This window comes from Muriicola sp., from assembly GCF_049669965.1.
Taxonomy (GTDB): Bacteria; Bacteroidota; Bacteroidia; order Flavobacteriales; family Flavobacteriaceae; genus Muriicola.
In genome coordinates, this window is the sequence record NZ_JBATLB010000179.1 from 1 (window position 1) to 23,458 (window position 23,458).

General features: G+C 41.7%; 28 protein-coding genes and 1 tRNA gene. 11 read left to right on the forward strand and 18 right to left on the reverse strand.

Annotation, left to right across the window (positions count from 1 at the left end; all coding sequences use genetic code 11):
• The 5 genes from WBM49_RS09695 to WBM49_RS09715 form a co-directional block, all read right to left on the reverse strand.
• A partial coding sequence (locus tag WBM49_RS09695) for a TolC family protein (RefSeq protein ID WP_424371852.1) occupies positions 1–831 on the reverse strand: 831 nt, incomplete at its 3' end.
• 183 nt (positions 832–1,014) lie between these two features.
• A complete protein-coding gene (locus WBM49_RS09700) occupies positions 1,015–1,209 on the reverse strand; it encodes a DUF6132 family protein (RefSeq protein ID WP_424371853.1) in 195 nt (64 codons plus the stop codon).
• Positions 1,210–1,211: 2 nt separating this feature from the next.
• A complete protein-coding gene (locus WBM49_RS09705) occupies positions 1,212–1,874 on the reverse strand; it encodes a peroxiredoxin (RefSeq protein ID WP_424371854.1) in 663 nt (220 codons plus the stop codon).
• A gap of 292 nt (positions 1,875–2,166) precedes the next feature.
• The gene (locus tag WBM49_RS09710; protein ID WP_424371855.1) at positions 2,167–3,072 is read right to left on the reverse strand and encodes a hypothetical protein; all 906 of its coding nucleotides are present in this window, start codon (positions 3,070–3,072) and stop codon (positions 2,167–2,169) included.
• Between the two features lie 80 nt (positions 3,073–3,152).
• Positions 3,153–3,812, reverse strand: a complete 660-nt coding sequence (locus WBM49_RS09715; protein WP_424371856.1) for a DUF6799 domain-containing protein — start codon at positions 3,810–3,812, stop codon at positions 3,153–3,155.
• A gap of 438 nt (positions 3,813–4,250) precedes the next feature.
• Here WBM49_RS09715 and WBM49_RS09720 point away from each other — a divergent pair, with 438 nt between their 5' ends.
• Positions 4,251–4,817 carry a hypothetical protein gene (locus tag WBM49_RS09720; RefSeq protein WP_424371857.1) on the forward strand — a complete coding sequence of 189 codons (567 nt, stop codon included), beginning with the start codon at positions 4,251–4,253 and terminating at the stop codon, positions 4,815–4,817.
• Between the two features lie 85 nt (positions 4,818–4,902).
• On the opposite strand, the gene WBM49_RS09725 is transcribed toward WBM49_RS09720, so the two are convergent.
• Positions 4,903–5,391, reverse strand: a complete 489-nt coding sequence (locus WBM49_RS09725; RefSeq protein WP_424371858.1) for a DUF4440 domain-containing protein — start codon at positions 5,389–5,391, stop codon at positions 4,903–4,905.
• A 636-nt stretch (positions 5,392–6,027) separates the two neighbouring features.
• A tRNA-Lys gene (locus WBM49_RS09730) sits at positions 6,028–6,103 on the reverse strand.
• Positions 6,104–6,262: 159 nt separating this feature from the next.
• Between WBM49_RS09730 and WBM49_RS09735 the strand changes: the two genes are divergently transcribed.
• Positions 6,263–6,778 (forward strand): shikimate kinase, encoded by a 516-nt coding sequence (locus tag WBM49_RS09735; RefSeq protein ID WP_424371859.1) that lies wholly within the window; start codon positions 6,263–6,265, stop codon positions 6,776–6,778.
• Here WBM49_RS09735 and WBM49_RS09740 read toward each other — a convergent pair.
• The 3 genes from WBM49_RS09740 to WBM49_RS09750 are packed head-to-tail and all read right to left on the reverse strand — an operon-like array spanning position 6,770 to position 8,219.
• Positions 6,770–7,267: a phosphoribosyltransferase family protein gene (locus tag WBM49_RS09740; RefSeq protein WP_424371860.1), complete on the reverse strand. Its 498-nt coding sequence runs from the start codon at positions 7,265–7,267 to the stop codon at positions 6,770–6,772. The genes WBM49_RS09735 and WBM49_RS09740 overlap by 9 nt on opposite strands.
• A 3-nt stretch (positions 7,268–7,270) precedes the next feature.
• Entirely contained in the window at positions 7,271–7,861 is a 591-nt protein-coding gene (locus WBM49_RS09745; RefSeq protein ID WP_424371861.1) for a methyltransferase domain-containing protein, read from the reverse strand.
• Positions 7,848–8,219, reverse strand: a complete 372-nt coding sequence (locus tag WBM49_RS09750) for an RNA-binding S4 domain-containing protein (protein ID WP_424371862.1) — start codon at positions 8,217–8,219, stop codon at positions 7,848–7,850. Before WBM49_RS09750 ends, WBM49_RS09745 begins: the two co-directional genes overlap by 14 nt.
• A gap of 78 nt (positions 8,220–8,297) precedes the next feature.
• Here WBM49_RS09750 and WBM49_RS09755 point away from each other — a divergent pair, with 78 nt between their 5' ends.
• Positions 8,298–9,242 (forward strand): FKBP-type peptidyl-prolyl cis-trans isomerase, encoded by a 945-nt coding sequence (locus tag WBM49_RS09755; protein ID WP_424371863.1) that lies wholly within the window; start codon positions 8,298–8,300, stop codon positions 9,240–9,242.
• Between the two features lie 52 nt (positions 9,243–9,294).
• On the opposite strand, the gene WBM49_RS09760 is transcribed toward WBM49_RS09755, so the two are convergent.
• Genes WBM49_RS09760 through WBM49_RS09770 form a run of 3 tightly spaced genes read right to left on the reverse strand, consistent with a single transcriptional unit; the run spans position 9,295 to position 11,757 of the window.
• Positions 9,295–9,882 carry an outer membrane beta-barrel protein gene (locus WBM49_RS09760; protein ID WP_424371864.1) on the reverse strand — a complete coding sequence of 196 codons (588 nt, stop codon included), beginning with the start codon at positions 9,880–9,882 and terminating at the stop codon, positions 9,295–9,297.
• Between the two features lie 51 nt (positions 9,883–9,933).
• Positions 9,934–10,890, reverse strand: a complete 957-nt coding sequence (locus tag WBM49_RS09765; RefSeq protein ID WP_424371865.1) for a transketolase family protein — start codon at positions 10,888–10,890, stop codon at positions 9,934–9,936.
• Between the two features lie 21 nt (positions 10,891–10,911).
• Positions 10,912–11,757, reverse strand: coding sequence for a transketolase (locus WBM49_RS09770; RefSeq protein ID WP_424371866.1), 846 nt, complete (start codon positions 11,755–11,757; stop codon positions 10,912–10,914).
• Between the two features lie 160 nt (positions 11,758–11,917).
• On the opposite strand from WBM49_RS09770, the gene tgt reads away from it, so the two are divergent.
• The 6 genes from tgt to WBM49_RS09800 all read left to right on the forward strand — a co-directional run bounded on the left by tgt (position 11,918) and on the right by WBM49_RS09800 (position 19,057).
• The gene (tgt, locus tag WBM49_RS09775; RefSeq protein ID WP_424371867.1) at positions 11,918–13,048 is read left to right on the forward strand and encodes a tRNA guanosine(34) transglycosylase Tgt; all 1,131 of its coding nucleotides are present in this window, start codon (positions 11,918–11,920) and stop codon (positions 13,046–13,048) included.
• Positions 13,048–14,130, forward strand: coding sequence for an LptF/LptG family permease (locus WBM49_RS09780; protein ID WP_424371868.1), 1,083 nt, complete (start codon positions 13,048–13,050; stop codon positions 14,128–14,130). Before tgt ends, WBM49_RS09780 begins: the two co-directional genes overlap by 1 nt.
• Positions 14,117–15,007, forward strand: a complete 891-nt coding sequence (locus WBM49_RS09785; protein ID WP_424371869.1) for a DMT family transporter — start codon at positions 14,117–14,119, stop codon at positions 15,005–15,007. Before WBM49_RS09780 ends, WBM49_RS09785 begins: the two co-directional genes overlap by 14 nt.
• A 60-nt stretch (positions 15,008–15,067) precedes the next feature.
• A complete protein-coding gene (locus WBM49_RS09790; protein WP_424371870.1) occupies positions 15,068–16,021 on the forward strand; it encodes an acetyl-CoA carboxylase carboxyltransferase subunit alpha in 954 nt (317 codons plus the stop codon).
• A 167-nt stretch (positions 16,022–16,188) separates the two neighbouring features.
• On the forward strand, positions 16,189–17,742 hold the full coding sequence (gene dnaB / locus WBM49_RS09795; protein WP_424371877.1) for a replicative DNA helicase: 1,554 nt from the start codon (positions 16,189–16,191) through the stop codon (positions 17,740–17,742).
• Between the two features lie 103 nt (positions 17,743–17,845).
• Positions 17,846–19,057 carry an asparagine synthetase B gene (locus WBM49_RS09800; protein ID WP_424371878.1) on the forward strand — a complete coding sequence of 404 codons (1,212 nt, stop codon included), beginning with the start codon at positions 17,846–17,848 and terminating at the stop codon, positions 19,055–19,057.
• Here WBM49_RS09800 and WBM49_RS09805 read toward each other — a convergent pair.
• On the reverse strand, positions 19,054–19,860 hold the full coding sequence (locus WBM49_RS09805; protein WP_424371871.1) for an HAD family hydrolase: 807 nt from the start codon (positions 19,858–19,860) through the stop codon (positions 19,054–19,056). The genes WBM49_RS09800 and WBM49_RS09805 overlap by 4 nt on opposite strands.
• Before the next feature lie 89 nt (positions 19,861–19,949).
• Between WBM49_RS09805 and WBM49_RS09810 the strand changes: the two genes are divergently transcribed.
• Both WBM49_RS09810 and WBM49_RS09815 read left to right on the forward strand, forming a co-directional pair.
• Positions 19,950–20,372: a secondary thiamine-phosphate synthase enzyme YjbQ gene (locus WBM49_RS09810; RefSeq protein ID WP_424371872.1), complete on the forward strand. Its 423-nt coding sequence runs from the start codon at positions 19,950–19,952 to the stop codon at positions 20,370–20,372.
• Positions 20,373–20,510: 138 nt separating this feature from the next.
• Complete coding sequence (locus WBM49_RS09815) at positions 20,511–21,302, forward strand: tetratricopeptide repeat protein (protein WP_424371873.1); 792 nt, start codon at positions 20,511–20,513, stop codon at positions 21,300–21,302.
• 93 nt (positions 21,303–21,395) lie between these two features.
• Here WBM49_RS09815 and rplT read toward each other — a convergent pair whose 3' ends face one another.
• The 4 genes from rplT to WBM49_RS09835 all read right to left on the reverse strand — a co-directional run.
• The gene (gene rplT / locus WBM49_RS09820) at positions 21,396–21,740 is read right to left on the reverse strand and encodes a 50S ribosomal protein L20 (RefSeq protein WP_424371874.1); all 345 of its coding nucleotides are present in this window, start codon (positions 21,738–21,740) and stop codon (positions 21,396–21,398) included.
• Positions 21,741–21,834: 94 nt separating this feature from the next.
• Positions 21,835–22,032 carry a 50S ribosomal protein L35 gene (rpmI, locus tag WBM49_RS09825; RefSeq protein WP_424371875.1) on the reverse strand — a complete coding sequence of 66 codons (198 nt, stop codon included), beginning with the start codon at positions 22,030–22,032 and terminating at the stop codon, positions 21,835–21,837.
• 36 nt (positions 22,033–22,068) lie between these two features.
• Entirely contained in the window at positions 22,069–22,623 is a 555-nt protein-coding gene (gene infC / locus WBM49_RS09830; protein ID WP_424371879.1) for a translation initiation factor IF-3, read from the reverse strand.
• 35 nt (positions 22,624–22,658) lie between these two features.
• Positions 22,659–23,458, reverse strand: an 800-nt coding sequence (locus tag WBM49_RS09835) for an aminoacyl--tRNA ligase-related protein (protein WP_424371876.1), incomplete at its 5' end; no start/stop codon positions are given.

Below are 23,458 nucleotides of genomic sequence, written 5' to 3' on the forward strand. Positions count from 1 at the left end.
GTGTATTTGTTTGTATGCTTCGCTTGCCAGGGCCATCGCCTGGATGTCTGGCCTTTCTTCCGATAGTGATTCCATAGAAATTCCATTGGTGTTAACGGACAGGGCCTCTGCAGGGTGTAAGATTTTATAGGTTTCATCGCCCATCAGTACCGACAAATAGTTCGATGCATTTTCAACACTGCTCCTGGCGTATTGCAGCTGATTGTCTATTTCGGTTAGGCGTACTTCCACGGCCAGCACATCCGACTTCTGGAGATAGCCTTGCTTAAAACTGTTGTCGGCGATCCTTTTGTTCTCCAGGGCTGCCTCTTGGGCTTTTATTAAAACGTCTGCTGTTTTATAGGCCAGTTGCAGTTGCATATAGGCCTTGTTCACCTCCAGGAGCACATAGTCTCCGGTGCGTTCGGCCTGCATTTCAGAAGCATCCATCTTTGCCTTGGCGGCCTTTCTTTGATAAATGCCATCAAGATTTACTAACGGTTGCTGTACTTCAATGCGCGTGGCGTAATCTTCAATTTGCCTTGGGTCATTCAATAAAAGCGGATTGAAATCGGCTTGAGTCAGGATCTCCTGGTTAAGTTTGGAGCCAAAGGCCATCAAAGGATTCGTGGTTGCGATCCCGGTATGCGACATACTGATAGTAGGCACTAAAACAGCGTTCGTCTGGTTGAAATCGCCTTTAGCGGCCAAGACATCCTGTACTGCCATTTTAAGTGTATTGTTGCTTTCTTTTACTTTGGCAATAACCTCATCTTTGGTGATAAGCGTGGTGACTTGGGCTATTCCCATTTGAAAGCCAAAAAATAATAACCAACCTAGTTGATACTTCATAGTAATTATTTATTTACAACAAAATTAGAATAGGGAAACGTTATAGATAGTAACCAATGTTACCAAAGAAATAAAGTGTTCGAGGATGATCTTTTTCTGGGCTATCAAAGCAAAAGACACTCCCGGTACGGAAGTGTCTTTTTTCATCCAACCAATAACAACAAACTCAAAACTGAGGTTTGTTTATTTTTTAGGAGATTTAGTGAATGTATTGACTAACAATCCTCCCATAAACCCGCCGTATAAGCTGCTATTCAGCGGATCAGAAGTAATTGCACAACTTCCGCTTAAGCAGCCTATTTCAAGGTAGTAGATATACCCGGCCAGAGCACCAATGGCAATTCCTGCTACCGTTAATACCATAGCCTTTTTTGTCATCTTTAAATCTCTTTTTTTGCCAGATACCATTCCACTTTTTCCAGGGTGTCATCTGCTATACGAGCGTTGAGTTCATCTAATGTTTTTGGAGGAGGCACTATGACCTTATCGCCTCTTTTCCAATCCAGTGGCATGGCCACCTTATACTTATCGGATGTTTGTAGGGCATCCAGGGCACGAAGTATTTCATCCATATTTCTGCCAACATTGAGGGGGTAGTACATGATCAATCTAATTTTCTTCGTAGGATCTATAAAGAATACCGCCCTTACCGCAGAGGTTTCGCTTTCATTGGGCTGAAGCATCCCGTAACGCTTGGAAACTTTCATATCTATATCCGCAATGATCGGAAAATCAAAATAGACCCCGGTACTTTCCCGTACATTTTGTACCCAGCCAAGGTGGGCGTGTACACTATCTATGCTTAAGCCCAAGAGCTCCGTGTTTAGTGCGTCGAATTCGTTCTTCCGAATGGCAAAGCCACTCATCTCCGTGGTACAAACCGGTGTAAAATCTGCCGGATGTGAAAACATTACTATCCATTTACCTTTGGCAAAATCGGACATTTTGATTTTACCCTTGGTGGTTAAGGCCTCGAAATCTGGGGCCTGATCTCCGATCCTGGGCATGGACACTAATGGTTCCTGAACTAATGTTTCATACATTTTATTATAGTTTTTGATTATTGTAATTATTTATTTTATAAAGTTATACTATTAAAAAAATACTCTTTGTAACATACATCACACTGTAAAAAGCACTGCACAAGGGAGTTCATATTTGCATGGAGTTTATCCCTGGTTTCTATGCTAGGTTTATGGAAAGATGACCGGTTGCAAGATGCATTCCTAAATCACCATTCGTGTTTATTGCACTCCGGCCTTCAACAGATTCTCTGATATCTTCTGTCAAATCCGCTCAACACCACAATCTCATTTTTTCGTTTGCCTGGCTGCATTAATTCTGTGTCTTTTTAGAATGGAACCAGTAACTGATCCCGGCCGAAAAATAGAAGGTGCTTTCCAGGTCCTCTGTGATGACCGCGTCTGCGGTGGTAATGGTAGCACTGCTCTGTGGCAAGGCTAAAACTGGGGTAAAGGAAAAAATGAAGTGTTTATGTTGGTATTGCACAGGGAGTCCTACCTCTATATTCAATACCTGAAACTTGGAGGCTTCTTTTATCTCCACCAGGTTGGAAACCAGAGGTTGTGTATTGCCGCTCCCTGCTCCCTGTCCTTTGCGGTTTCCCAACCTGCTGGTATTATAATATTCTTCGTAAAAATATTGCGATCCTGCATATATGGTCAGGGTAGGGTCTATCACAAAGGAATGGTCACTGTTGTAAATGGGCTTATCCAGCATCAATCCGGTAAAAATGTCGGCCGAGCTTCCGTTGTTAAAGAAGGTGCTGGCAAGCAGTGACACGTCTAGTATGCTAAGGTCATACGTCAGATATCCAGAGAGGTCCCCTACGGTTTCTGACCGCACATTATAGCTGTCTTCATTATAAAAATACGCAGTTCCCGAAATTCCTGCATGCCATTTTTTCCATTCAAAGAGGAACCCCGTGCTTAGCAAAAACAAATCGATACGGTTCTCATCGGAAGCAATAAGGTAGGAGAAGGAAGCATCTGCAAAAAAGCCCGATGTATCAAAGTAACTAAAAGAGGGGTAAATATAAGGGGCTGCAATGGAATCTCGTCTCCCCATAAACACTGCGTCATTTATAAAGCTGATATCGCTTAAAAAGAAAGACGCTTCATTGGTGGCAATTCCTGAAACCGAATTCTTGTTGTTCTGTGCGCTGAGATTCATTTGGAGCAATAAAAGAAAAAGAAGCCCAGGGTTTAATTTTATACGCATTAGAGAAAAGATTTAGAAAGAAGGGCAGGTTAAGAGGGAACCGATGATCTAAAATTTCTTAACCAGCCCTTCACTAATTATTAGCTAGTTTTTTTTCCTATGGCTTTTTTAACACCTTTTTTCATCATCGTTTTCTTTCCCATCATTTTTTTCTGGGAAATTATTTTGCGGTGTTGATAGGTGTTTTTGAACATGGCGCCATCCATATTGATACATTCACCATCTTTTAGGCGTAATTGCTTACGTTCCTGGTTTTGGTAGCTGCCATCGGGGTTTACGATGATACCATCACCCAGGCTTACCTGATCCTGTATGCGGTTTTGCTCACGGTTCATGATTTGAAAGGCTTCCCCTTCTATCATCATAATCTGGTACCTGTTTTGGTTCCGTTCCTGAATTTGAGCCTGAGCAAGGCCTTTATTTTCTTGTTGAACTTTATACCTGTATTGGTATTCGTTACGGTATTTTATACCGTCACTGTCCAGACATTCTCCATCCTGTAAACGAAGCCTGTCACGATCCCTGGTCATATAAGTACCATCCGGATTCACAATGGTACCATCCTGTAAGGTGATGGGTTCCTGTAAACGTATTTGGTCACGATCCCTTATTTGAAGGACATCACCATCTACCATCATTAATCGGTCCTGGTCCCGGTCCTGGATTCTATCCTGGTCCTGGGCGGTAAGTGCAGTAGTTCCTAGAACTAGACATGCAGCTAATAAGAATGCTTTTTTCATGGTAACATGTTTTAGAATGAATATTGTCATAAAAGTAAAAGTATTCGCGGCTAGTGGAAATGACTATGGTCAGTCAAAGTCAATAAACATGGGGTTTTCGTGTAACCTATGTTACATAAAAGCGTATTTGGACTTGGTTGATGCCCAACTTATTGGTACTACTAAAATTCAATTTAGTTAACTGGTATGTACTATTAGACCAGGAAGAGACTCACTTGGTCAACAGGATTGCTTTATAACGGGAAATTCAGATTCTCACGCTCCTGGCATTCTCATACCTCGCAATACGTTTCAACCTTAACAAATAAGGTATATTACCCCAGATATTCTTAATTATTCCTTAAAAATGGTAAAATAGCATAGAAACTGGAAAATATCCTTGTTTTTTCAGATCCACAATTGTCGGAATTTTGTCCTGTTAAATTAAAACAGACTATTATGAGTAAATACACATATTATCCAACAATGTTTCATACAAATCCTTTTGCCTATAACTGGACAGAATTAATGGACATGAATGAAACCAGGAACGCTAAGCAATTGATATTAAAGAACACCCAGGCAACCAAACTGGGGGTTGCTGAAATGTTTCTATCCATTAATAAGTTCTCTGCCTTTGACATACATGGAAATGAACACTTTATAAAGGATTTTCCAAAACAGGCCGAATTGAATCCTAAAGGAATGCATACCGAATTTTTTATTAAAATAAAGAGTTTGCTTACCCTTGAGGAGGGCGGATACACCACCTTCCGATTCTATTTAGGGAATACCGGGAACCAATTAACTTACAAGGATGGAAGTAATGAAACCATCACGAATATAAAATACCTTGATTTTGAAATCAAAAACGGACTTCGGATTTCTGGTGATAAGGAGCAGGAAGTAGTAATGCGATTCGATTTTGAACCGTATACCCTCGCCAGTTATTTTAAACCTCTTATAAACCTATTCAAAAGACCCAAACCGTTAAGTGGTAAATTGGCCAGTAGTTTAGGAAATTAAAATGGGATATGAATTAAATGGTAAAGGCACCCAACTGGGTGCCTTTTTTGTTTAAAAATTAGATTTCAGCTACCGTGGATTTCGTTTACATACCGTCCTTTTCAGGCATGGTAGTAACGCTCATATCGCGTACACATTCGTATTTACCATCGGTTTTTTCGAAGTACGACATATAATAGCCATTTTCAGTCTCAACGCCATCTGCATTAAATTCTGTCCAGGAACCAATCTCCAGGGCTGAATTGCCTTCGGCAAAAAGATCAACTACTTTATAGGTGTTATAATTTCCCAAAGTGTCATTTGCCAGACGTGCTGCGATCTTGCCCTTAATAGCTGCCCTACCTTTTGCAGGTTGATCATTACGACTATAGCTAATGGCATTGTCGCTGTAATAGGCGGCCACGGCATCGGCATCTTTTGCTTTTTCACCGGCAGCGTAGGCGTCTTCCAGGGCCTGAATCTCTGCCTTAACTGTTGCCATATCTAAGGGTGCTGGTTTTTCTGCAGTAGAGCAAGCAGAAAATGTAAGCGCCGTAATGGCCAAAAGGCTCAATAATTGAAATTTTTTCATCATCATTTTAGTGTTTAAGGTTTAAAGGTTCATGAAAGTTGATCATGACAGCCTCAGAATTATCAAAAGTACGCTTTGGTAATCCTTTCGATGGAATAAACAGGTCGAACAGTAAGCTTTTATGTCCGAAGAGGCCTTATTATTTATCCAATGAAATCGCTTTGATCATCAAATCCTTAATTGGCGGTATCCACTTGCTTATTTTGTTTCTGCGAAATCTCAATCCAACTGGGGTTAACATCACTCAACCTTCCCATAAGCTCCGGTAGACAAGTTCGCTCGTTGGAACCAGCGGGCCCAAGGTCAAAAAGTAAAACCAATACAACCTTCGGTTGCTGTTTTTTATGCTGTAGAAAACCTAAAGCCAAATGGGGTTAACATCGCTCTACCTCCGCAAAGCTCCGGTAGACAAGTTCGCTCGTTGGAACCAGCGCTCCACAAGATGTATAAGAAAATGTGCAACAATGGGAATTTATTATAACCGCTGGGGTTGTCTCGTTTCACTCGCCTGACCCAACGGGCCCAAGGTCAAAGTCGAGATTGGATGCGCTGGCGTGCATTGAATTCCTTTGCTTACAAAAACAAAAAGCGAGCTATTGTTTTAGCTCGCTTCGGAATTCAGGGCCAATCTCGGCTCTCTGGTGACCTGGCTGGGGCTCGAACCCAGGACCCTCTCCTTAAAAGGGAGATGCTCTACCAACTGAGCTACCAAGTCAAAATATTCAAGGTCGTTTTTCTTGAGAAACCTCACAGGTACTCCCTAAGAGGCTGCAAATATACTATCTATAATCTATTTTTCAAGACCGAGAGGGGAGAAATTTAAATTTTTTTGAATATCCCGGTAATTACACCATTTTTACCAAAAAATAACAGCATGATCATTGTCCTGGTAGGGTATATGGGAAGCGGAAAATCTGTGGTGGGGCAAGCGCTCGCATCCGCCTTGGGGCTTCCATTTATGGACCTCGATGACTATATAGAAAATCAATTACAACAAAGCATTTCACAACTTTTCGCTGAAAAAGGAGAGATCTATTTTAGAAAGATAGAACAGGAATATCTGCAAAAAATACTGCAGGATAAGGCGCAACTGGTATTGGCCACAGGTGGGGGTACCCCTTGTTACTCAGGAAACATGGATCTCATCCTAAAGCATACCTTAAGTGTATGCTACCTTAAAGTATCGGTGGCTGAATTGGCGGTCCGATTATCAGCCGAAAAAAATCACCGGCCTGTCATAAGTCATATAGCCGATGACGCGCTCCCGGATTATATCGCCAAACATCTCTTCGAACGCAATTCCTTTTATTTGCAGGCAAAATATACCATAGTATGTGATGGTAAGTCAGTAATGGAGATAGTTGAGGAAATAAAACAACGATTAGTCTAGATACACCACGTCTTTTTTGGGTTGGAATTGTACATGTACGTGCTCCTGCAGGGAGGTGGAAAGAGATATTCCTTTGTAATCTGCTTTTACCGGGTATTTCTTGTGGTTTCTGTTTACCAATACGGCCGTCTTTAATTGTTTTAATGGTGTTTTAAGAAAATGATGTACCCCATAGATCAGGGTAGAACCCGAATTTAGGACATCATCTACCAATACTATAGAACCATTATTGTATTCATCCGCCGACATGGAAGTGGTTACGCCGCTTTTTAAGGGATTTTTCTTATCCATACTTACCTTGCACAATAAAATATCGGCTTCAGTGATCTGTTTTAACACCTGTTGGATCTTTTTGGCAAAATCTAATCCCCCGCCATCTATGCCCGCAATGATGATCTTCTTTTCGTCCACGTTAGCCTCCAGAATCTGATACGCAATTCGCCGAATGATATGTTCAATTTGATGATGATTCAGGATTTTATTTTCCATGGGCTAGTCAGATTTCTTCTCAAAGATAAAAAAGAGTTCGGTTCCCTGTCTTGGAGGGATAGAATTATACGCACGTTCTAATCTTCTGATGTGAAAATAAGGTGCAAAAAGAGCTCTGTACATGGCCGTGTCGCCCCCAAAAGGTGGGCCTTGTTCCGTTAGCGGAAAATCGAAAAAGAGTCCGGCTAAAATTCCCCCTTCGGTAAGGAGCTGATGCATTTTTATAACATAGCGTTCCCTGTCCCTGGGTAATAGAGCACAGAAGAAGGTCTGTTCCAGAATTAAATCGAACCCCGAGTGTTTCAGCTCAAAAAAATCACTCACCAATAATTTATCTTTAGGAAAATCAGGATGTCTTTCTTGAAAACCAGCTAGTGGCTTTTCACTTATATCGAGCGCATATACTGCCCCAAAACCCTGTTTATGAAGGTAGCCTACCTCATACCCATTACCGGCTCCCGGTACAAGTATTTTAAGGTCCTTTCTAAGCAGCTGATCTATATATTCCTTTAATGGCGTTGAGATGCTTCCTATGTCCCATCCCAATTTTTTTTCCTGATACCGCTGGTCCCAATACGCTTTATTCCCCTTCATCCAGATAGTCATCTATATTACGCCTGTCCTTTTTGGTGGGCCTGCCGGTTCCTTTTTTACGATAATATTCCTTAGCCAGTTTCTGTGCCTCCTGATGTTTCAAGGCATCTGCCGGGGTGGTATCAATGCGGTACAGGCCTACTATTTTTGCCGCAACGCGGCTATCCGGGATGGCCAAGACCTTTAACTGATAATGGATCTGGTTCTTTCGAATGTTAAGCTCATCTGAGGGAAAGACCTCTCTGGAAGGTTTGGCCACTTGTTCATTGATTCTAATATGACCTTTCTTACAGGCTTCCGTAGCCTGGTTGCGAGTCTTGAAGTAACGGGTGCACCATAAGTACTTATCAATGCGCATAAACTAACTAAATTCTTTGTTAAGGTGTTTAACAAAAATAGGGGAAAATTGTATCTTGCGGGCGTTAAAAGAAAAGCTATGCAACTTAGAAAAGTCGTTCTCGCAATGACTGTGATTGTTTTTGTTCTGTCTTGTGGAAATGATGACGGGCCCGGGTTTGAACTAATTCCACCCCAATTGTTGAGCGATGTAGTAGTTGAAGATGAGGCAGCATTACAGGCATATTTGCAAACTCATTTCTATAATTATGAGGAGTTTGAAAATCCGCCGGCCGATTTTGATTTTCAAGTAGTATTAGACACTATAGCGGGCGTTAACATTGATAAGAGGCCCTTGCTGCAAGATGTGCAATCGTTGACCATTGAGGTCTCATCAGAAGATTTTAGTCTGGACGACAATGAGACCGTACCACATACCTTGTATTATCTGATTGCCCGTGAGGGTGCCGGAGGGATGCCAACGTCTGCAGATTCTACGTATATCCGCTATGAAGGGTCCTTGTTGAACGGAACTTTGTTCGATGCAACTTCCGATTATACCTGGCAATATTTGCCATTTTTCTTACGGGGGTATTCGCAGGCAGTATCCAAATTCAAAGTAGGGGATGCCATTGTAGAAAACCCCGATGGGACCACAGAAATTACGAACGCCGGAGTAGGTGTGGTCTTTATTCCTTCGGGATTGGCCTATTTTAATGGTAGCTCCAACGGAATACCATCCTATTCTCCACTGATCTTCAAGATCACCACCGGACTATATATTCCGGATACTGACTATGACGGTGACGGAATTCCTTCTATACTGGAAGACTTAAATGGTGATGGGGATGTCACCAATGACAATACAGATGCAGAACGCGAAGCAGCGATTCGCTCCCCCGCCTTTCCAAACCATCTGGATCCGGATGATGATGAGGACGGTATCCTTACAAGAGATGAGATTATCATTGATGCCCAGGGAAATATTACCTTTCCGGATGATGATAATGACGGGATCCCAAATTATTTGGATCGGGATAGTTGATACGATGGAACATATAAAAAAAGCCCTGATACTTTCAGGGCTTTTTTTATGACTAAAGTTTTAGAGAGAAACTTAAGATAAGCTGATCTGGTCTGGTATCAATCCTGCTTTCGCCAACGGTGGTTAGGTTTGTATTGATAAACCTCGCCTCGTTGTCGCTAAATCCCCGTTCGTACCGCAGATCTATCCCCAACTTGCCGAGATTAATACCTGCACCAATGTTTAAACCAACCGTAAAATCATTTTTGATATCACTGATGGTAATGCCGTCATACTCCGTATCCAGAATATACTGAAAGGCAGGTCCGGCAAATACATGTAAAGGACCAATGATCTTTGCACCTAATAATATAGGAAGGTCTAGTTTCTGCATCTTAAAATCATCATTGTCATAGTCAGATGAAATACTGGTGTAGACCAGTTCCGGACGCAGGTAAATACTGGAACCAAACTGGCCAAAGAGGCCAATATGGTATCCTACATTTCTATCGGGATTTCTTGCTACCGTGCTGGCAGATTCGAAATAATCCCCGTTTGCATTGTAATTGAGTCCGGCTTTTACCCCAAAACTAGAATCGGTCTGCGCAAAAGAAATGGCAGAGGCAGCAGCCAAAGCCACTGTAAGAAGTGTTTTTTTCATAATGTGTTCTTTTTATTGACACAAACCAGGTATCAAAAATGATACCGAAGCTTATGCTTTTCTTTTTAACACCTGTAAAACGGCCTTCTCTATGGCTTTATTGTTTAATCCGTATTTTTCCATTAATTGGTCTGCAGTACCGCTTTCTCCGAAGGTATCCTGGGTGGCTACCAACTCTTGCGGAGCCGGATGATGCTGACTTAAGGTACGAGCTACACTCTCGCCTAAACCTCCTAAAAAGTTGTGTTCCTCAGCAGTAACAACGCAGCCGGTTTTGCGGATAGACGCCAAAAGCATTTTCTCATCCAGGGGTTTAATAGTGTGAATATTGATCACCTCCGCCGAAATACCTTGGTTTTCAAGGGCTTCTGCCGCCACTAAGGCTTCCCATACCAGATGACCGGTTGCTACAATAGTAACATCACTACCCTCATTTAATAAAACCCCTTTTCCAATTTCAAATTTTGGATCCGTAGGGGTAAAATTTGGGACCTTCGGTCGCCCAAATCGAAGATATACCGGTCCGTGATGTTCTGCAATCGCAAGGGTGGCTGCTTTTGTTTGATTAAAATCGCAGGTATTGATCACCGTCATGCCCGGAAGCATCTTCATCATCCCTATATCCTCCAGAATCTGATGGGTAGCTCCGTCCTCTCCAAGGGTAAGTCCGGCATGCGAGGCACATATCTTTACGTTCTTATCGGAATATGCAATAGATTGCCTGATCTGATCGTACACTCTTCCCGTGGAGAAATTGGCAAAAGTTCCTGTAAAAGGAATATAACCTCCAATAGTAAGACCCGCAGCGATCCCCATCATATTAGCTTCTGCAATGCCAACCTGGAAAAAACGCTCCGGATTTTCCTCAATGAATTGTTCGATCTTTAATGATCCCACAAGATCGGCACACAGGGCCACCACCTTTGGATTAGATCTTCCTAATTCGGTCATTCCTGCACCAAAACCACTTCGGGTATCTTTTTTTCCTTGATCGATATATTTTTTCATGTATTTGTCTTAAAAATTTAATTAATAATCCCCGATAGTTTCAGAGTTTTGAGCCAGGGCAGATGCCAATTGTTCATCATTGGGTGCTTTCCCGTGCCATGCATGGGTATACATCATAAAATCTACGCCATTCCCCATGATGGTATGCATAACAATACATACGGGTTTTCCTTTCCCTGTTCTGCTTTTGGCTTCTTTCATGGCATTTATGATAGCGTTTAGATCATTGCCTTCTTTCAGCTCAATTACATCCCATCCAAATACTCTGAACTTTTCACCCACATCGCCTAAGGACATGACATCTTCGGTAGCACCATCTATCTGCTGCCCGTTCCGGTCTATGGTGGCGATCAAATTATCTACTTTTTTACTTCCTGCATACATGATGGCTTCCCAGTTCTGTCCTTCCTGTAATTCTCCATCTCCGTGAAGGCTGTAAATAAGATGTTTGTCTCCATTGAGTTTTTTAGCCTGGGCAGCTCCTATCGCCACAGACATGCCCTGGCCTAAGGATCCTGAGGCGATCCTAACTCCGGGTAATCCCTCATGAGTGGTAGGGTGTCCCTGTAACCGGGAATTAAGCAATCTGAATGTATTCAATTCCTTAACGGGAAAGTAACCTTTACGGGCCAGCACACTGTAAAAAACTGGGGAGATATGGCCATTGGAAAGAAAGAAAATATCTTCCCCGATACCATCCATGGAAAATTTTTCCTTGAGTTCCATTACTTCGTAATACAGGGCCACAAAAAATTCTGTGCATCCAAGGGATCCCCCCGGATGTCCTGAGTCTACTTTGTGTACCATACGCACAATGTCTCTGCGTACCTGAACAACGATCTCTTCTAGTTCTTGCAATGTTGGCATAATTTTATTGTTAATTTTCGTGCTAAATGTAACGGCAATCTTTGGCTTCTACAAGGGGAGTTATTATATTTTATCAACGGGAACACGGCCTGTGAACTTTATTTTTTTGTTAAGGAAAATCTATACCGCGTTACCTATCTTTGCGTACTCAATTAGCTATTTGCAATTTTCATTACTACATACAGATCCTTCAACCAAGGCACGGGCCGGTGAAATGATTACCGACCATGGTACAATCAAAACACCCATTTTTATGCCCGTAGGTACGGTGGCTACTGTAAAAGGGGTACATCAGAAAGAATTGCGGGAAGAAATAGATCCGGACATTATTCTGGGGAACACCTATCACCTGTATTTACGACCCGGTACGGAAATAATTCGCAAAGCCGGGGGGTTACATGCCTTTATGGGATGGGACAGGAATATTTTGACGGATAGTGGAGGGTATCAGGTGTATTCACTTTCAGCGAACATAAAGATCAGGGAAGAAGGAGTAAAATTCAAGTCGCACATAGACGGCTCTCTGCATATGTTCACTCCGGAGCGTGTCATGGAGATCCAAAGGACCATAGGGGCAGATATTATCATGGCATTCGATGAATGCACCCCTTATCCTTGCGAATACGACTATGCCAGGAGATCGATGCATATGACCCATAGATGGTTAGATCGTTGTATAACACATCTTAAAAAGACTCCAACGCTGTATGGGTACTCCCAAACCTTCTTTCCCATTGTGCAAGGTTCTACTTTTAAGGACCTCAGAAAAATGTCTGCTGAGTATATCGCCGGAGTAGGAGCTGAGGGGAACGCTATTGGCGGCCTTTCTGTTGGGGAACCTGCGGAAGAAATGTACGCCATGACAGAAGTAGTATGTGATATTTTACCGGAAGATAAGCCCCGCTATTTGATGGGAGTGGGAACACCTATAAATATATTGGAGAACATTGCCCTGGGGATCGATATGTTCGATTGTGTGATGCCCACACGAAATGGACGTAACGGGATGTTATTCACGGCGCATGGAACCATCAATATCAAGAATAAAAAGTGGGAAGACGATTTTTCTCCCATAGACAAACATGGCCCTACCTTTGTAGACCGGGAATATTCCAAGGCCTATTTACGCCATCTTTTTGCGGCCAATGAATATTTGGGAAGGCAAATAGCCACCATTCATAACCTTGGTTTTTATATGTGGTTGGTACGTGAGGCCAGAAAGCATATTTTAGCAGGAGATTTTGGGACCTGGAAGGCCATGATGGTAAAACAAATGGATAAACGCCTGTAATGTTAAAGATCCTAGATTGGTATATTCTAAAGCGCTATCTCCTCACTTTCGGGGTGATGCTTCTTTTGTTTGTGCCAATAGGCATTATGCTGAACCTGGCGGAGCAGATCGGAAAAATGATAGATAATGAAGCTCCCTTAAATGAGATCCTTATCTACTATATGAATTTTACCATTTATATTGGAAACCTTCTCTTCCCCATTTTTCTCTTTCTCTCTATCATCTTTTTTACCTCCAAACTGGCAAATAATACAGAGATCGTGGCCATATTGAGCTCTGGTGTCTCCTATGGCCGATTTTTAAGGCCCTATTGGATAGGAGCTTCCATGGTGGCTGTGTTAATGTTCTTTATGAGCATGTTTATAGTGCCAAATGCCAGTATTGGTTACCACGAATTCAAGTTTAAATATCTAAAAAGGTCGAAACAGGATAGGGTTACAAGCAATATCTTTAATCAGCTCAATGAAAACGACTTTATCTATGTAAGCAGTTTTGACCCGGATAGGCAGATAGGCTATAACTTCACCTTTGAACACTTCGATGAGAACAACCAACTGTCAGAAAAGATCAGTGCAGGGAATATAAGATGGGTCTCAAAAGACAGCGTCTACCGGCTTACGAGTTACACAAACAGGAAGTTGGTGGGAAAGGAAGAAATCTTGGTCACTAAACGCAGGCTCGACACCATTTTTGATTTTAAAATAGACGATCTAACCCCTGTTTCTTACGTGGCAGAGACAAAAAATCTCTTCGAACTCAACAAGTTTATTAACGTACAGCGAAAAAAAGGAGCCTCTAATATTAATACCTATATACTGGTAAAATACAAGCGATGGGCTTTACCCATTACAGCATTTATTCTTACCATTATTGGGGTGGCTGTTTCTTCGGTAAAACGCAGAGGAGGGATGGGGGTCAACCTTGCCTTTGGTATTGGAGTAGCCTTTATCTACATCTTTTTTGACAAGGTCTTTGGCACACTAGCGGAGCAATCTGGCTTTTCTCCTTTGCTGGCGGTGATCATTCCTAATCTGGCCTTTGGCGTACTTGGATTCTACCTTCTTCAGAATGCAAAACGATAATTTAAAGAATTACCTGCTCCTTCACTTCATTGTCTTTATCTGGGGATTTACCGCAGTTTTAGGAAAACTGATCACTATTGAGGCCCTTCCCCTGGTGTGGTATCGCATGTTCTTAGCAGCATTTTGTATCCTGATCTACATAGGATTCAAGAAATTTTCATTAAAGGTCCCGTTAAAGACTTTGTTGATCCTGCTTGTAGCCGGGATCGTCATCGCTCTGCATTGGATCACCTTTTTTGGTGCCATTAAGGTCTCGAACGTTTCAGTGGCCCTGGCCACGATGGCCACAGGGGCATTTTTTGGATCCCTACTGGAGCCTTTGTGGTATGGAAGAAAGATCATTGGCTATGAGGTGGTTTTTGGCTTAATTGTGATCACTGGCTTGTATTTTATGTTCAATGTAAACACAGCATATTCCCTGGGGATCATTTTGGCACTTATTTCTGCACTGCTTGGCGCTATTTTCACACTGATTAATGGCCAATTGATAAAGACCTATAAGCCATCGATCATCGGATTCTATGAGCTGTCGAGCGGCATGATCTTTATTACCTTCTACATTCTTTTTCAAACAGGATTTAGCGTTGACTTCTTTGACCTGAGTGCGTCAGATTGGGGATATTTGTCTATCCTGGCAACCATTTGTACCGCCTATGCCTTTATCGCTTCTGTAAAGATCATGCGATTTATTAGTCCGTATACGGTATTACTTACAGTAAATCTGGAACCGGTTTATGGAATACTATTAGCCTATGCCATCTTTGGAGAGAGTGAAAAAATGAATGGCATGTTCTACACCGGGGCCGTTATTATTTTACTTACGGTAATTGCTAATGGGTATTTGAAGAACAGGTCACGATTAAAAAGAAAAGGCTAGCCAAAAGGTTCCCATTAATATTTTATATTTGTGTGCCGAAATAAACGAAACGAACACTAGATGGAATATTTGGATTTTGAACTTCCCATTAAAGAATTGGAAGAACAATTAGAGAAATGTCAGGTGATAGGGGAGGAGAGTGATGTAGACGTTACCGAGACCTGCAAACAGATCGAACAAAAGCTGTCCGAGACCCGCAAAGCAATCTACAAGAATCTAACTGCCTGGCAACGGGTTCAGTTATCAAGGCATCCCAACAGACCGTATACCCTGGATTATATACGCGCCATTTGCGGAGAAACTTTTTTGGAACTACACGGAGACAGAAATGTAAAGGACGATAAGGCGATGATTGGCGGATTGGGAAAGATAGGCGATCAGAGCTATATGTTTATAGGCCAGCAAAAAGGCTATAATACAAAGACAAGACAATTCCGAAATTTTGGAATGGCCAATCCGGAAGGATACCGGAAAGCACTCAGATTGATGAAATCTGCTGAGAAGTTTGGAATACCTGTAGTTTGTTTAATTGATACTCCCGGTGCTTATCCCGGGATAGAGGCTGAAGAACGGGGCCAGGGAGAGGCCATAGCCAGGAACATACTTGAAATGACCCGACTTAAAGTTCCTATTATTGTAGCAATCATAGGAGAAGGTGCCTCAGGAGGTGCATTGGGGATTGGCGTTGGGGACAAGGTTTTAATGCTGGAAAATACCTGGTATTCTGTGATCTCTCCAGAATCTTGTTCTTCTATTCTTTGGAGGAGCTGGGAATACAAGGAAATTGCCGCCGATGCCCTGAAACTTACAGCTACGGACATGAAAAAATTAAAGCTTATTGACGAGATTGTGAAAGAACCGGAAGGCGGAGCACATTCTAACCGGGAGAAGACTTTCGAAATCGTCAAAAATAAAATTTCCAAGCATTACGAAGAACTTAAAAAGTTATCACCAAAGGAGTTGGTCAAAATGCGAATGGAGAAATATGCCGATATGGGTGTTTTTAGTGGATAAAACGCTGGCTTCAAAGCTTCAACGAAAACCGAAGTTATTCCACTTCGGTTTTTTTATGTTATCAACACAAATTCGTAACTTATCAACAACCCAATTGTTGATGACCCGTTAATATCGCAAATCCATTTTTAAATGTTAACTTAAGGGTAATGCATACTTTAGCAGCCATGGAGAAACCAAATCCGGTTATAGGGCATAAAATTAGTAAATCTTCCCTCATCACTTTAGAAAAAGGAAAGATACCACCTCAAGCTGTTGATTTAGAGGAGGTTGTGCTTGGTGCCATGATGATAGACAAGAAGGGAGTGGATGAAGTAATAGATATCCTACATCCCGATGTCTTCTATAAGGACGCGCATAGATTTATATATGAAGCTATCTTCAAATTGTTTGAAAGTTCTGAACCGGTCGATTTATTAACCGTTTCTGCCCAATTACGAAAAGAAGGCAGGTTGGATCAGGTGGGAGGCGATTTTTATCTCATAAAACTGACCCAAAAAGTGGCCAGTTCGGCCCATATTGAATTCCATGCCCGTATCATCCTTCAGAAATATATTCAGCGTAGTTTAATAAAGATCTCAAGTGAGATCATTGAAGATGCTTACAATGAGTCTACTGACGTTTTTGACCTCCTGGATACTGCAGAAGCAAAACTATATGAAGTAACCCAGGGAAATCTAAAACGCTCCGCAGAAACAGCTCAAAATTTGGTCATACAGGCTAAGAAAAAGATAGAGGAAATATCTAATAAGGATGGCTTAAGTGGTATTCCATCCGGATTTGATAAGGTGGATAGGTTAACTTCAGGATGGCAACCGAGCGACTTGATAATCATTGCTGCAAGACCAGGTATGGGTAAGACAGCACTTACTCTTTCCATGGCGAGAAACATGGCTGTGAATTCTAATATTCCTGTAGCCTTCTTTTCCCTGGAGATGTCTTCTGTTCAATTAATAACCCGGCTTATCTCATCAGAAACTGGTTTATCTTCAGAAAAACTTCGTACAGGAAGACTGGAGAAACACGAATGGGAACAGTTGAATGTTAAGGTAAAAGCACTGGAAACAGCTCCCTTGTTCATAGATGACACTCCATCATTATCCATCTTTGACCTTAGAGCCAAAGCCAGAAGATTAGCTTCTCAACACAAGATAAAACTTATCGTCTTAGACTACCTTCAACTCATGACCGCTGGTGGAAGTCAAAAAGGAGGGAACAGGGAACAGGAAATCTCCACCATCTCCCGAAATCTCAAGGCCCTGGCAAAAGAGCTCAATATCCCTGTTATTGCGCTTTCCCAGTTATCACGGGCCGTAGAAACACGTGGGGGTAGTAAGCGTCCCATCCTTTCCGACTTGCGGGAATCTGGTGCTATTGAACAGGATGCGGATATTGTTTCCTTTATCTACAGACCGGAATACTATAAAATTGACGAATGGGACGATGAAGAGCGGACCCCAACCCAAGGGCAGGCAGAATTCATTGTTGCCAAGCACAGGAACGGCGGCTTAGATAATATTAGGTTAAAGTTCATTGGACAACTCGGTAAATTTGATAACTTGGATGACTTTGATTCACCTTTCGAATTTCAGTCAAAAATGAATGCCGATGGGGATAATCCGTTTATTACCAAAAACCTTCCGAATGCGGATGAAGCTTTTGGAAGTGCAATGAACGACAATCCAGATCTAGACGCGGATGACAACGAAGTGCCGTTTTAAGAACAATAACAACTATTCTTCATTTTCAATATCATTTCTATTTCCTTTTTTGAAAAAGTATTTCATTTTAGGAGGTATACTTCTGTGCTGCCATTTTACCTCTATGGCCTCCATGATCCTTATACCCATGGATGCCGAAAGTCAGGAAAACCATTTAAAGGCCTATGGGATCACCTTCTGGATCCTTACCAAAGAACAAAAGGTACAGTGGTTATTGAATTACCGTGGCGGTTCCTTTCTGTTGCCCGATGGGGAGGCAATTAGAAGTGAATGTCAGATACGCGGTGTATCCTATGAGGTGATTTCTGATGCTCAGGCAGAGGCTATTTTAGATGGGATCGCCAGTCCGTCACAGAATCAGGAGGCAGTTATCCTGGAAAAAGCGCCTAAGATTGCCGTGTATAGTCCAAAAGAAAATCAACCCTGGGACGATGCCGTAACTATGGTACTGACTTATGCCGAAATTCCCTATGCAACGGTATATGATGAGGAGGTATTAGATGATCAGTTGGCACTCTATGATTGGTTGCATCTGCATCATGAAGACTTTACAGGGCAGTACGGAAAATTCTACCAGGCGTATCGTTCACAACCCTGGTATATTGAAGGGAAACTCAATGCAGAGGCCCTGGCTTCCAAATTAGGTTACTCCAAAGTATCTGAAGAAAAGGGAGCCGTAGCCTTAAAGATCAGGAATTACGTAATAGGGGGAGGTTTTATGTTTGCCATGTGTTCTGCTACGGATAGTTTTGATATTGCCCTGGCAGCTCAGGGAGTGGATATTTGCGAGCCTATGTTCGACGGAGATCCCTCGGAGCCCAACTACCAAAGCAAATTAAATTTTGGAAATACGTTCGCCTTTGAGAATTTTAGCCTGGAACGGAATCCGCTTCGCTATGAGTTCTCTTCTATAGATATGACCAACAAGCGCAGGAGCGTGCCAAGGGAGTCGGATTATTTTTCCTTAATGGATTTCTCTGCCAAATGGGATCCGGTTCCTACCATGCTATGTCAGAACCACACCTCTTTGGTTAAGGGTTTTATGGGGCAAACAACGGCATTTGAAAGGAGCGAGATAAAACCAACGGTATTGGTACTGGGAGAAAATAAACTCAACAGCGAGGCACGTTATATACATGGTATCAAAGGAAAAGGATTTTTCACCTTTTATGGCGGGCATGATCCGGAAGACTATCAGCATCGTGTAGGGGACCCCAAGACCGAATTGGAATTACACCCTAATTCTCCCGGATACAGGCTTATATTAAATAATGTTTTGTTCCCTGCTGCACGAAAGAAGAAGCAAAAAACTTAGGAAAGGCTTTTCAACAAATTTTCAAGAATAATTTCCACTCCAAATTGGTCATTGCCGCCGGTTTTGAATTTAGCGGCCTTAAGTACATTGGGATGCGCATTAGCCATGGCAAAACTGTAATCGGAAAGGGCCATCATCTCCAGATCGTTATTATAATCGCCAAATACCAGGGTCTCAGAAGGGCCAATGCCCAATTGATCCTGAATTTTTTGCAGCGCATACCCCTTATGAGCGTTTCTATCTGAAATATCTACCCAATGCTGCCCGGAGATCTTCACCATGAGTTTTTCTTCAAAGGACTCAACCAGCGGATAAATATACTTTTCCGAACTGACAAAATGGTAAACAGCTATCTTCATAACCTCATCTTTGAAGGTATGCAGGTCCTCTATGATCTCAAATTCCGTATAGTATTCCTTTAAAACACTTAGGAATTCCTTAGAATGACCTGCAACAAAAGCGTTATTCCTGGCGCAAAGTACGGGATGAACTTCTGCAGAGTCTTTTAGGGATTCCAGAATGGTATTTTTTACAGAGGCGTTCAAAGGGGTTGAAATGATCTCCCGATCGCCATACATGGCTAGTCCGCCGTTTTCCGCGATCACATAGATCTTTTCCCGGATAGGATGCAATTTGGAAACTATACTGTTGTATTGCCTTCCACTGGCTGCTGCAAATAGGATACCTTTAGAACTTAGAGCCTCATAGATATCATAAAAACGACTGCTTACTTCATGATGGGGGTTTAGCAAGGTGCCATCCATATCGGTCACCACTAATTTTATTCCGGAAAGATCTACCAATTCATCTATTTTAGGCTACAAAGGTATTTTTAATGTTTAATTTCTTGGCATCTTTGGTAAAGTTTTCTAATTAACAAAAAAGGACAAGGATGTTGATGTTTCAAAAGGAGATGATGCTACCCCCTTACAAGAGAGGACTTCATCTTATCACAGAATTAATAGTGTCGGAGTTTGAAGAACTTAAGCGGATAGAAGTTGGAATGGCTCAGATTTTTATAAAACACACCTCTGCGAGCTTAACGATCAATGAAAATGCAGACCCTACGGTGAGAAGCGATTTTGAAAAACATTTGAATGTAATGGTACCCGAAAATGCGCCTTATTTTATACACACCTATGAAGGCTTGGATGATATGCCCGCCCATATAAAAGCCTCTCTCATGGGGTCTTCTGTGATCATTCCTGTTTCCAAAGGCTCTTTCAATTTGGGTATATGGCAGGGTATTTATTTATGTGAGCACAGGAATAAAGCAGCCGGCAGGCACCTGATTATATCTGCCTGGGGTCTGTAACTTCTCACAAAGGCGTAAAGATATACTGAAGTAGCGCTATCCTTTGGATTTAATATGCTAATTAAGATCAGGTATTGACCTTATTTCTCACTGAAAATGAGTACTTTAAGGATAATTAACCAATTAAAACCAACCGAAATGAAAACAACTTTGAAACTAGTATTAGTTGTACTACTCATTCCTGTAGTACTTGTCTCACAAAAACCCGAGTCCCAGTATATTGAATGGAGGGGAAATGATTCCATAGCCAATGCAATGGTTTGGAGGGGAATGGACCATTTGATGAACGTTGAAAATGAAAAAGCGTTCACCTTTATGCAAGCAGCGGTCGCTAAAGATCCAAGTTTGTTTGCCCCTCATGTAGTTTTAGCTAATTTGTCCTGGGGGGATGTAAGAAGTCATCACATAGCCGAAGCCAAGAGGCTGGTTGATGGAAAGAACGAAGTATCACAGATGTTTGTATCCCTGTTGGACGTGGATCGTCAGGCAGCGGATGCTGCTGCTCAACGACATGCAATATGGACAAAAATGTATGAATTGGCCTATGATGGCGGATTTGTTAACTATGTATATGCAAGGTCTATCCCTGATACGGCCGCAAGAATCATGGAACTGGAAAAACTTGGTGCCAAGCTAGAGAAGGCAGGAAGGAATAATGGACATATTCATAACAATCTGGCATATACATATTATGCAGAGGGAGATAAAATAAAAGCAAAAGCACATTTGGATAAATACATGGAGTTACGTCCTGAAGGATATAATTCTTATGATTCAATGGCAGAGTTCTACTATAATGAAGGGGATATGGAAAAATCCTTGAGCTACTATCAGGAAGCAAGAGAGCATTATCCCTGGGCAATGAATGCAGTCAATATGGTAAAAGATATTGAAGGAAAGATGTCTGAAAAAGCAAAAACGGAAAAGTAATTAATATACTACCTGTGCTTCCCCAACCAAGGTTGACAAAAAAAATCCCGCTAACTTAGCGGGATTTTCTTTGGCGAGATTTATTTTGAAATTTTATTTTACCTTATCAACTACTGCTTTAAAGGCGTCCGGATGATTCATAGCCAAATCGGCAAGAACCTTTCTGTTCAGCTCAATATTATTGGCCTTTACCTTCCCCATAAACTGAGAATAAGACATCCCGTGAATTCTGGCTCCTGCGTTGATACGTGTGATCCACAGTGAACGGAAATTTCTTTTCTTGTTTCTACGGTCCCTGTAGGCGTATACCATTGCTTTTTCAACGGCATTTTTTGCAACGGTCCAAACATTTTTACGCCTTCCAAAGTATCCTTTGGCAAGCTTCATTACTTTTTTTCTTCTGGCTCTTGAAGCCACTGAATTTACTGATCTTGGCATTTTTTCTTTTGTTTTTTTGTAGCAGGCGGCTTGTTATTTTAAAGCACTTTACAGGCCCAACTCCACGGTTATTACTATGTACCTTGTGTTGCGTTTATTTCAATCGCAACTGTAGCTTAATGTTATCCGCATCGGCTTCATGTACCAATCCGGAATGGGTTAAGCGTAGCTTACGCTTTTTACTTTTTTTAGTCAGAATATGACTTTTAAAAGCGTGCTTTCTTTTGATCTTTCCAGAACCAGTAAGCTTAAACCGCTTTTTGGCACTAGATTTTGTTTTCATTTTAGGCATTGTTCCTTTTTATTAATTTATCTCGCTTTCGTACTCTTATTTTTTTGTTTTGGGAGCAATGAACATCGTCATTCTCTTTCCTTCCAATCTTGGCATTTGTTCTACCTTTCCAAATTCCTCTAACTCCTGGGCCAACTTCAACAATAGAATTTCACCTTTATCCTTGTAAACAATAGACCTTCCTTTGAAAAAGACGTAGGCCTTTAGTTTTGCACCTTCTTTCAGGAACTTTTCGGCATGTTTCTTTTTAAAATCGTAATCGTGGTCGTCCGTATTTGGTCCAAATCTAATTTCCTTGACGATTACTTTGGTGGCCTTGGCCTTCATTACCTTCTCTCGCTTTTTTTGCTCGTAAAGGAATTTCTTGTAATCTATGACCTTACAAACCGGTGGGTCTGCGTTTGGAGAGATTTCAACCAAATCCAAGCCTAGTTCTTCTGCTTTCTCAAGGGCATCCTTTATAGAGAACACCCCCATCTCTACGTTATCTCCTACCAAACGTACATTTGGTGATAAGATCTTTCCGTTGATTTTGTGAGGGTTTTTATTTTCCCTTCTAGGTTGGGGCTTAAATCTTCTTCGTATTGCTATGGCTACTTAATTTTAGTTAAACTTTATTTTTGTCGTTAAAACGACTTTAAGGTACTATTTATTTCTTTTTCAACCAAGAGGGCAAAATCTGCCAGGGTAATTGTACCAAGGTCTTCGCCTCCATGCCTTCGAACAGACAGGGTTTCTTTCTCTTCTTCATTTTCTCCGACGATTAGCATAAATGGAATTTTGTTCATTTCTGCTTCCCGGATTTTCTTCCCTACTGTCTCATTTCTACTATCAACGAGCGCGCGAATTTCGTGATTTTCTAGGGATTTTAAAACTTTTTCAGCATATTTTTCATGTTTCTCACTGACAGGTAATACAATAGCCTGATCAGGAATCAACCATAGAGGGAAGTTGCCCCCCGTGTGTTCTAGAAGCAATGCCACAAAACGTTCCATACTTCCAAACGGAGCCCTATGGATCATCACTGGTCTGTGAAGTTCATTATCACTGCCTTTATAGGAAAGATCAAAACGTTCCGGCAGGTTGTAGTCTACTTGTATTGTGCCTAATTGCCAATTCCTACCCAACGCATCTTTTACCATAAAGTCGAGCTTAGGCCCATAGAAAGCGGCTTCTCCCGGGACAATCTGATAGTTGAGTCCTTTTTCTTCTGCAGCATTTATGATGGCCTGTTCTGCCTTCTCCCAATTTTCTGCAGAGCCAATGTATTTCTCTGGCTTTTCCAGATCCCTAACAGAAACCTGGGCCGTAAAATGATCAAATCCCAAGGAGCCCAGCACGTACAAAGAAAGGTCGATCACATTTTTGAATTCTTGATCCAACTGATCCTGGGTGCAGAAAATATGAGCATCGTCTTGCGTAAACC

Bases quoted from the DNA above. Each gene is read 5' to 3' on its own strand.
- WBM49_RS09700 (WP_424371853.1), bottom strand. From the start codon at position 1,209: ATGACAAAAAAGGCTATGGTATTAACGGTAGCAGGAATTGCCATTGGT.
- WBM49_RS09705 (WP_424371854.1), bottom strand. From the start codon at position 1,874: ATGTATGAAACATTAGTTCAGGAACCATTAGTGTCCATGCCCAGGATC.
- WBM49_RS09710 (WP_424371855.1), bottom strand. From the start codon at position 3,072: ATGCGTATAAAATTAAACCCTGGGCTTCTTTTTCTTTTATTGCTCCAA.
- WBM49_RS09715 (WP_424371856.1), bottom strand. From the start codon at position 3,812: ATGAAAAAAGCATTCTTATTAGCTGCATGTCTAGTTCTAGGAACTACT.
- WBM49_RS09720 (WP_424371857.1), top strand. From the start codon at position 4,251: ATGAGTAAATACACATATTATCCAACAATGTTTCATACAAATCCTTTT.
- WBM49_RS09725 (WP_424371858.1), bottom strand. From the start codon at position 5,391: ATGATGAAAAAATTTCAATTATTGAGCCTTTTGGCCATTACGGCGCTT.
- WBM49_RS09735 (WP_424371859.1), top strand. From the start codon at position 6,263: ATGATCATTGTCCTGGTAGGGTATATGGGAAGCGGAAAATCTGTGGTG.
- WBM49_RS09740 (WP_424371860.1), bottom strand. From the start codon at position 7,267: ATGGAAAATAAAATCCTGAATCATCATCAAATTGAACATATCATTCGG.
- WBM49_RS09745 (WP_424371861.1), bottom strand. From the start codon at position 7,861: ATGAAGGGGAATAAAGCGTATTGGGACCAGCGGTATCAGGAAAAAAAA.
- WBM49_RS09750 (WP_424371862.1), bottom strand. From the start codon at position 8,219: ATGCGCATTGATAAGTACTTATGGTGCACCCGTTACTTCAAGACTCGC.
- WBM49_RS09755 (WP_424371863.1), top strand. From the start codon at position 8,298: ATGCAACTTAGAAAAGTCGTTCTCGCAATGACTGTGATTGTTTTTGTT.
- WBM49_RS09760 (WP_424371864.1), bottom strand. From the start codon at position 9,882: ATGAAAAAAACACTTCTTACAGTGGCTTTGGCTGCTGCCTCTGCCATT.
- WBM49_RS09765 (WP_424371865.1), bottom strand. From the start codon at position 10,890: ATGAAAAAATATATCGATCAAGGAAAAAAAGATACCCGAAGTGGTTTT.
- WBM49_RS09770 (WP_424371866.1), bottom strand. From the start codon at position 11,757: ATGCCAACATTGCAAGAACTAGAAGAGATCGTTGTTCAGGTACGCAGA.
- WBM49_RS09780 (WP_424371868.1), top strand. From the start codon at position 13,048: ATGTTAAAGATCCTAGATTGGTATATTCTAAAGCGCTATCTCCTCACT.
- WBM49_RS09785 (WP_424371869.1), top strand. From the start codon at position 14,117: ATGCAAAACGATAATTTAAAGAATTACCTGCTCCTTCACTTCATTGTC.
- WBM49_RS09790 (WP_424371870.1), top strand. From the start codon at position 15,068: ATGGAATATTTGGATTTTGAACTTCCCATTAAAGAATTGGAAGAACAA.
- dnaB (WP_424371877.1), top strand. From the start codon at position 16,189: ATGGAGAAACCAAATCCGGTTATAGGGCATAAAATTAGTAAATCTTCC.
- WBM49_RS09800 (WP_424371878.1), top strand. From the start codon at position 17,846: ATGGCCTCCATGATCCTTATACCCATGGATGCCGAAAGTCAGGAAAAC.
- WBM49_RS09810 (WP_424371872.1), top strand. From the start codon at position 19,950: ATGTTGATGTTTCAAAAGGAGATGATGCTACCCCCTTACAAGAGAGGA.
- WBM49_RS09815 (WP_424371873.1), top strand. From the start codon at position 20,511: ATGAAAACAACTTTGAAACTAGTATTAGTTGTACTACTCATTCCTGTA.
- rplT (WP_424371874.1), bottom strand. From the start codon at position 21,740: ATGCCAAGATCAGTAAATTCAGTGGCTTCAAGAGCCAGAAGAAAAAAA.
- rpmI (WP_424371875.1), bottom strand. From the start codon at position 22,032: ATGCCTAAAATGAAAACAAAATCTAGTGCCAAAAAGCGGTTTAAGCTT.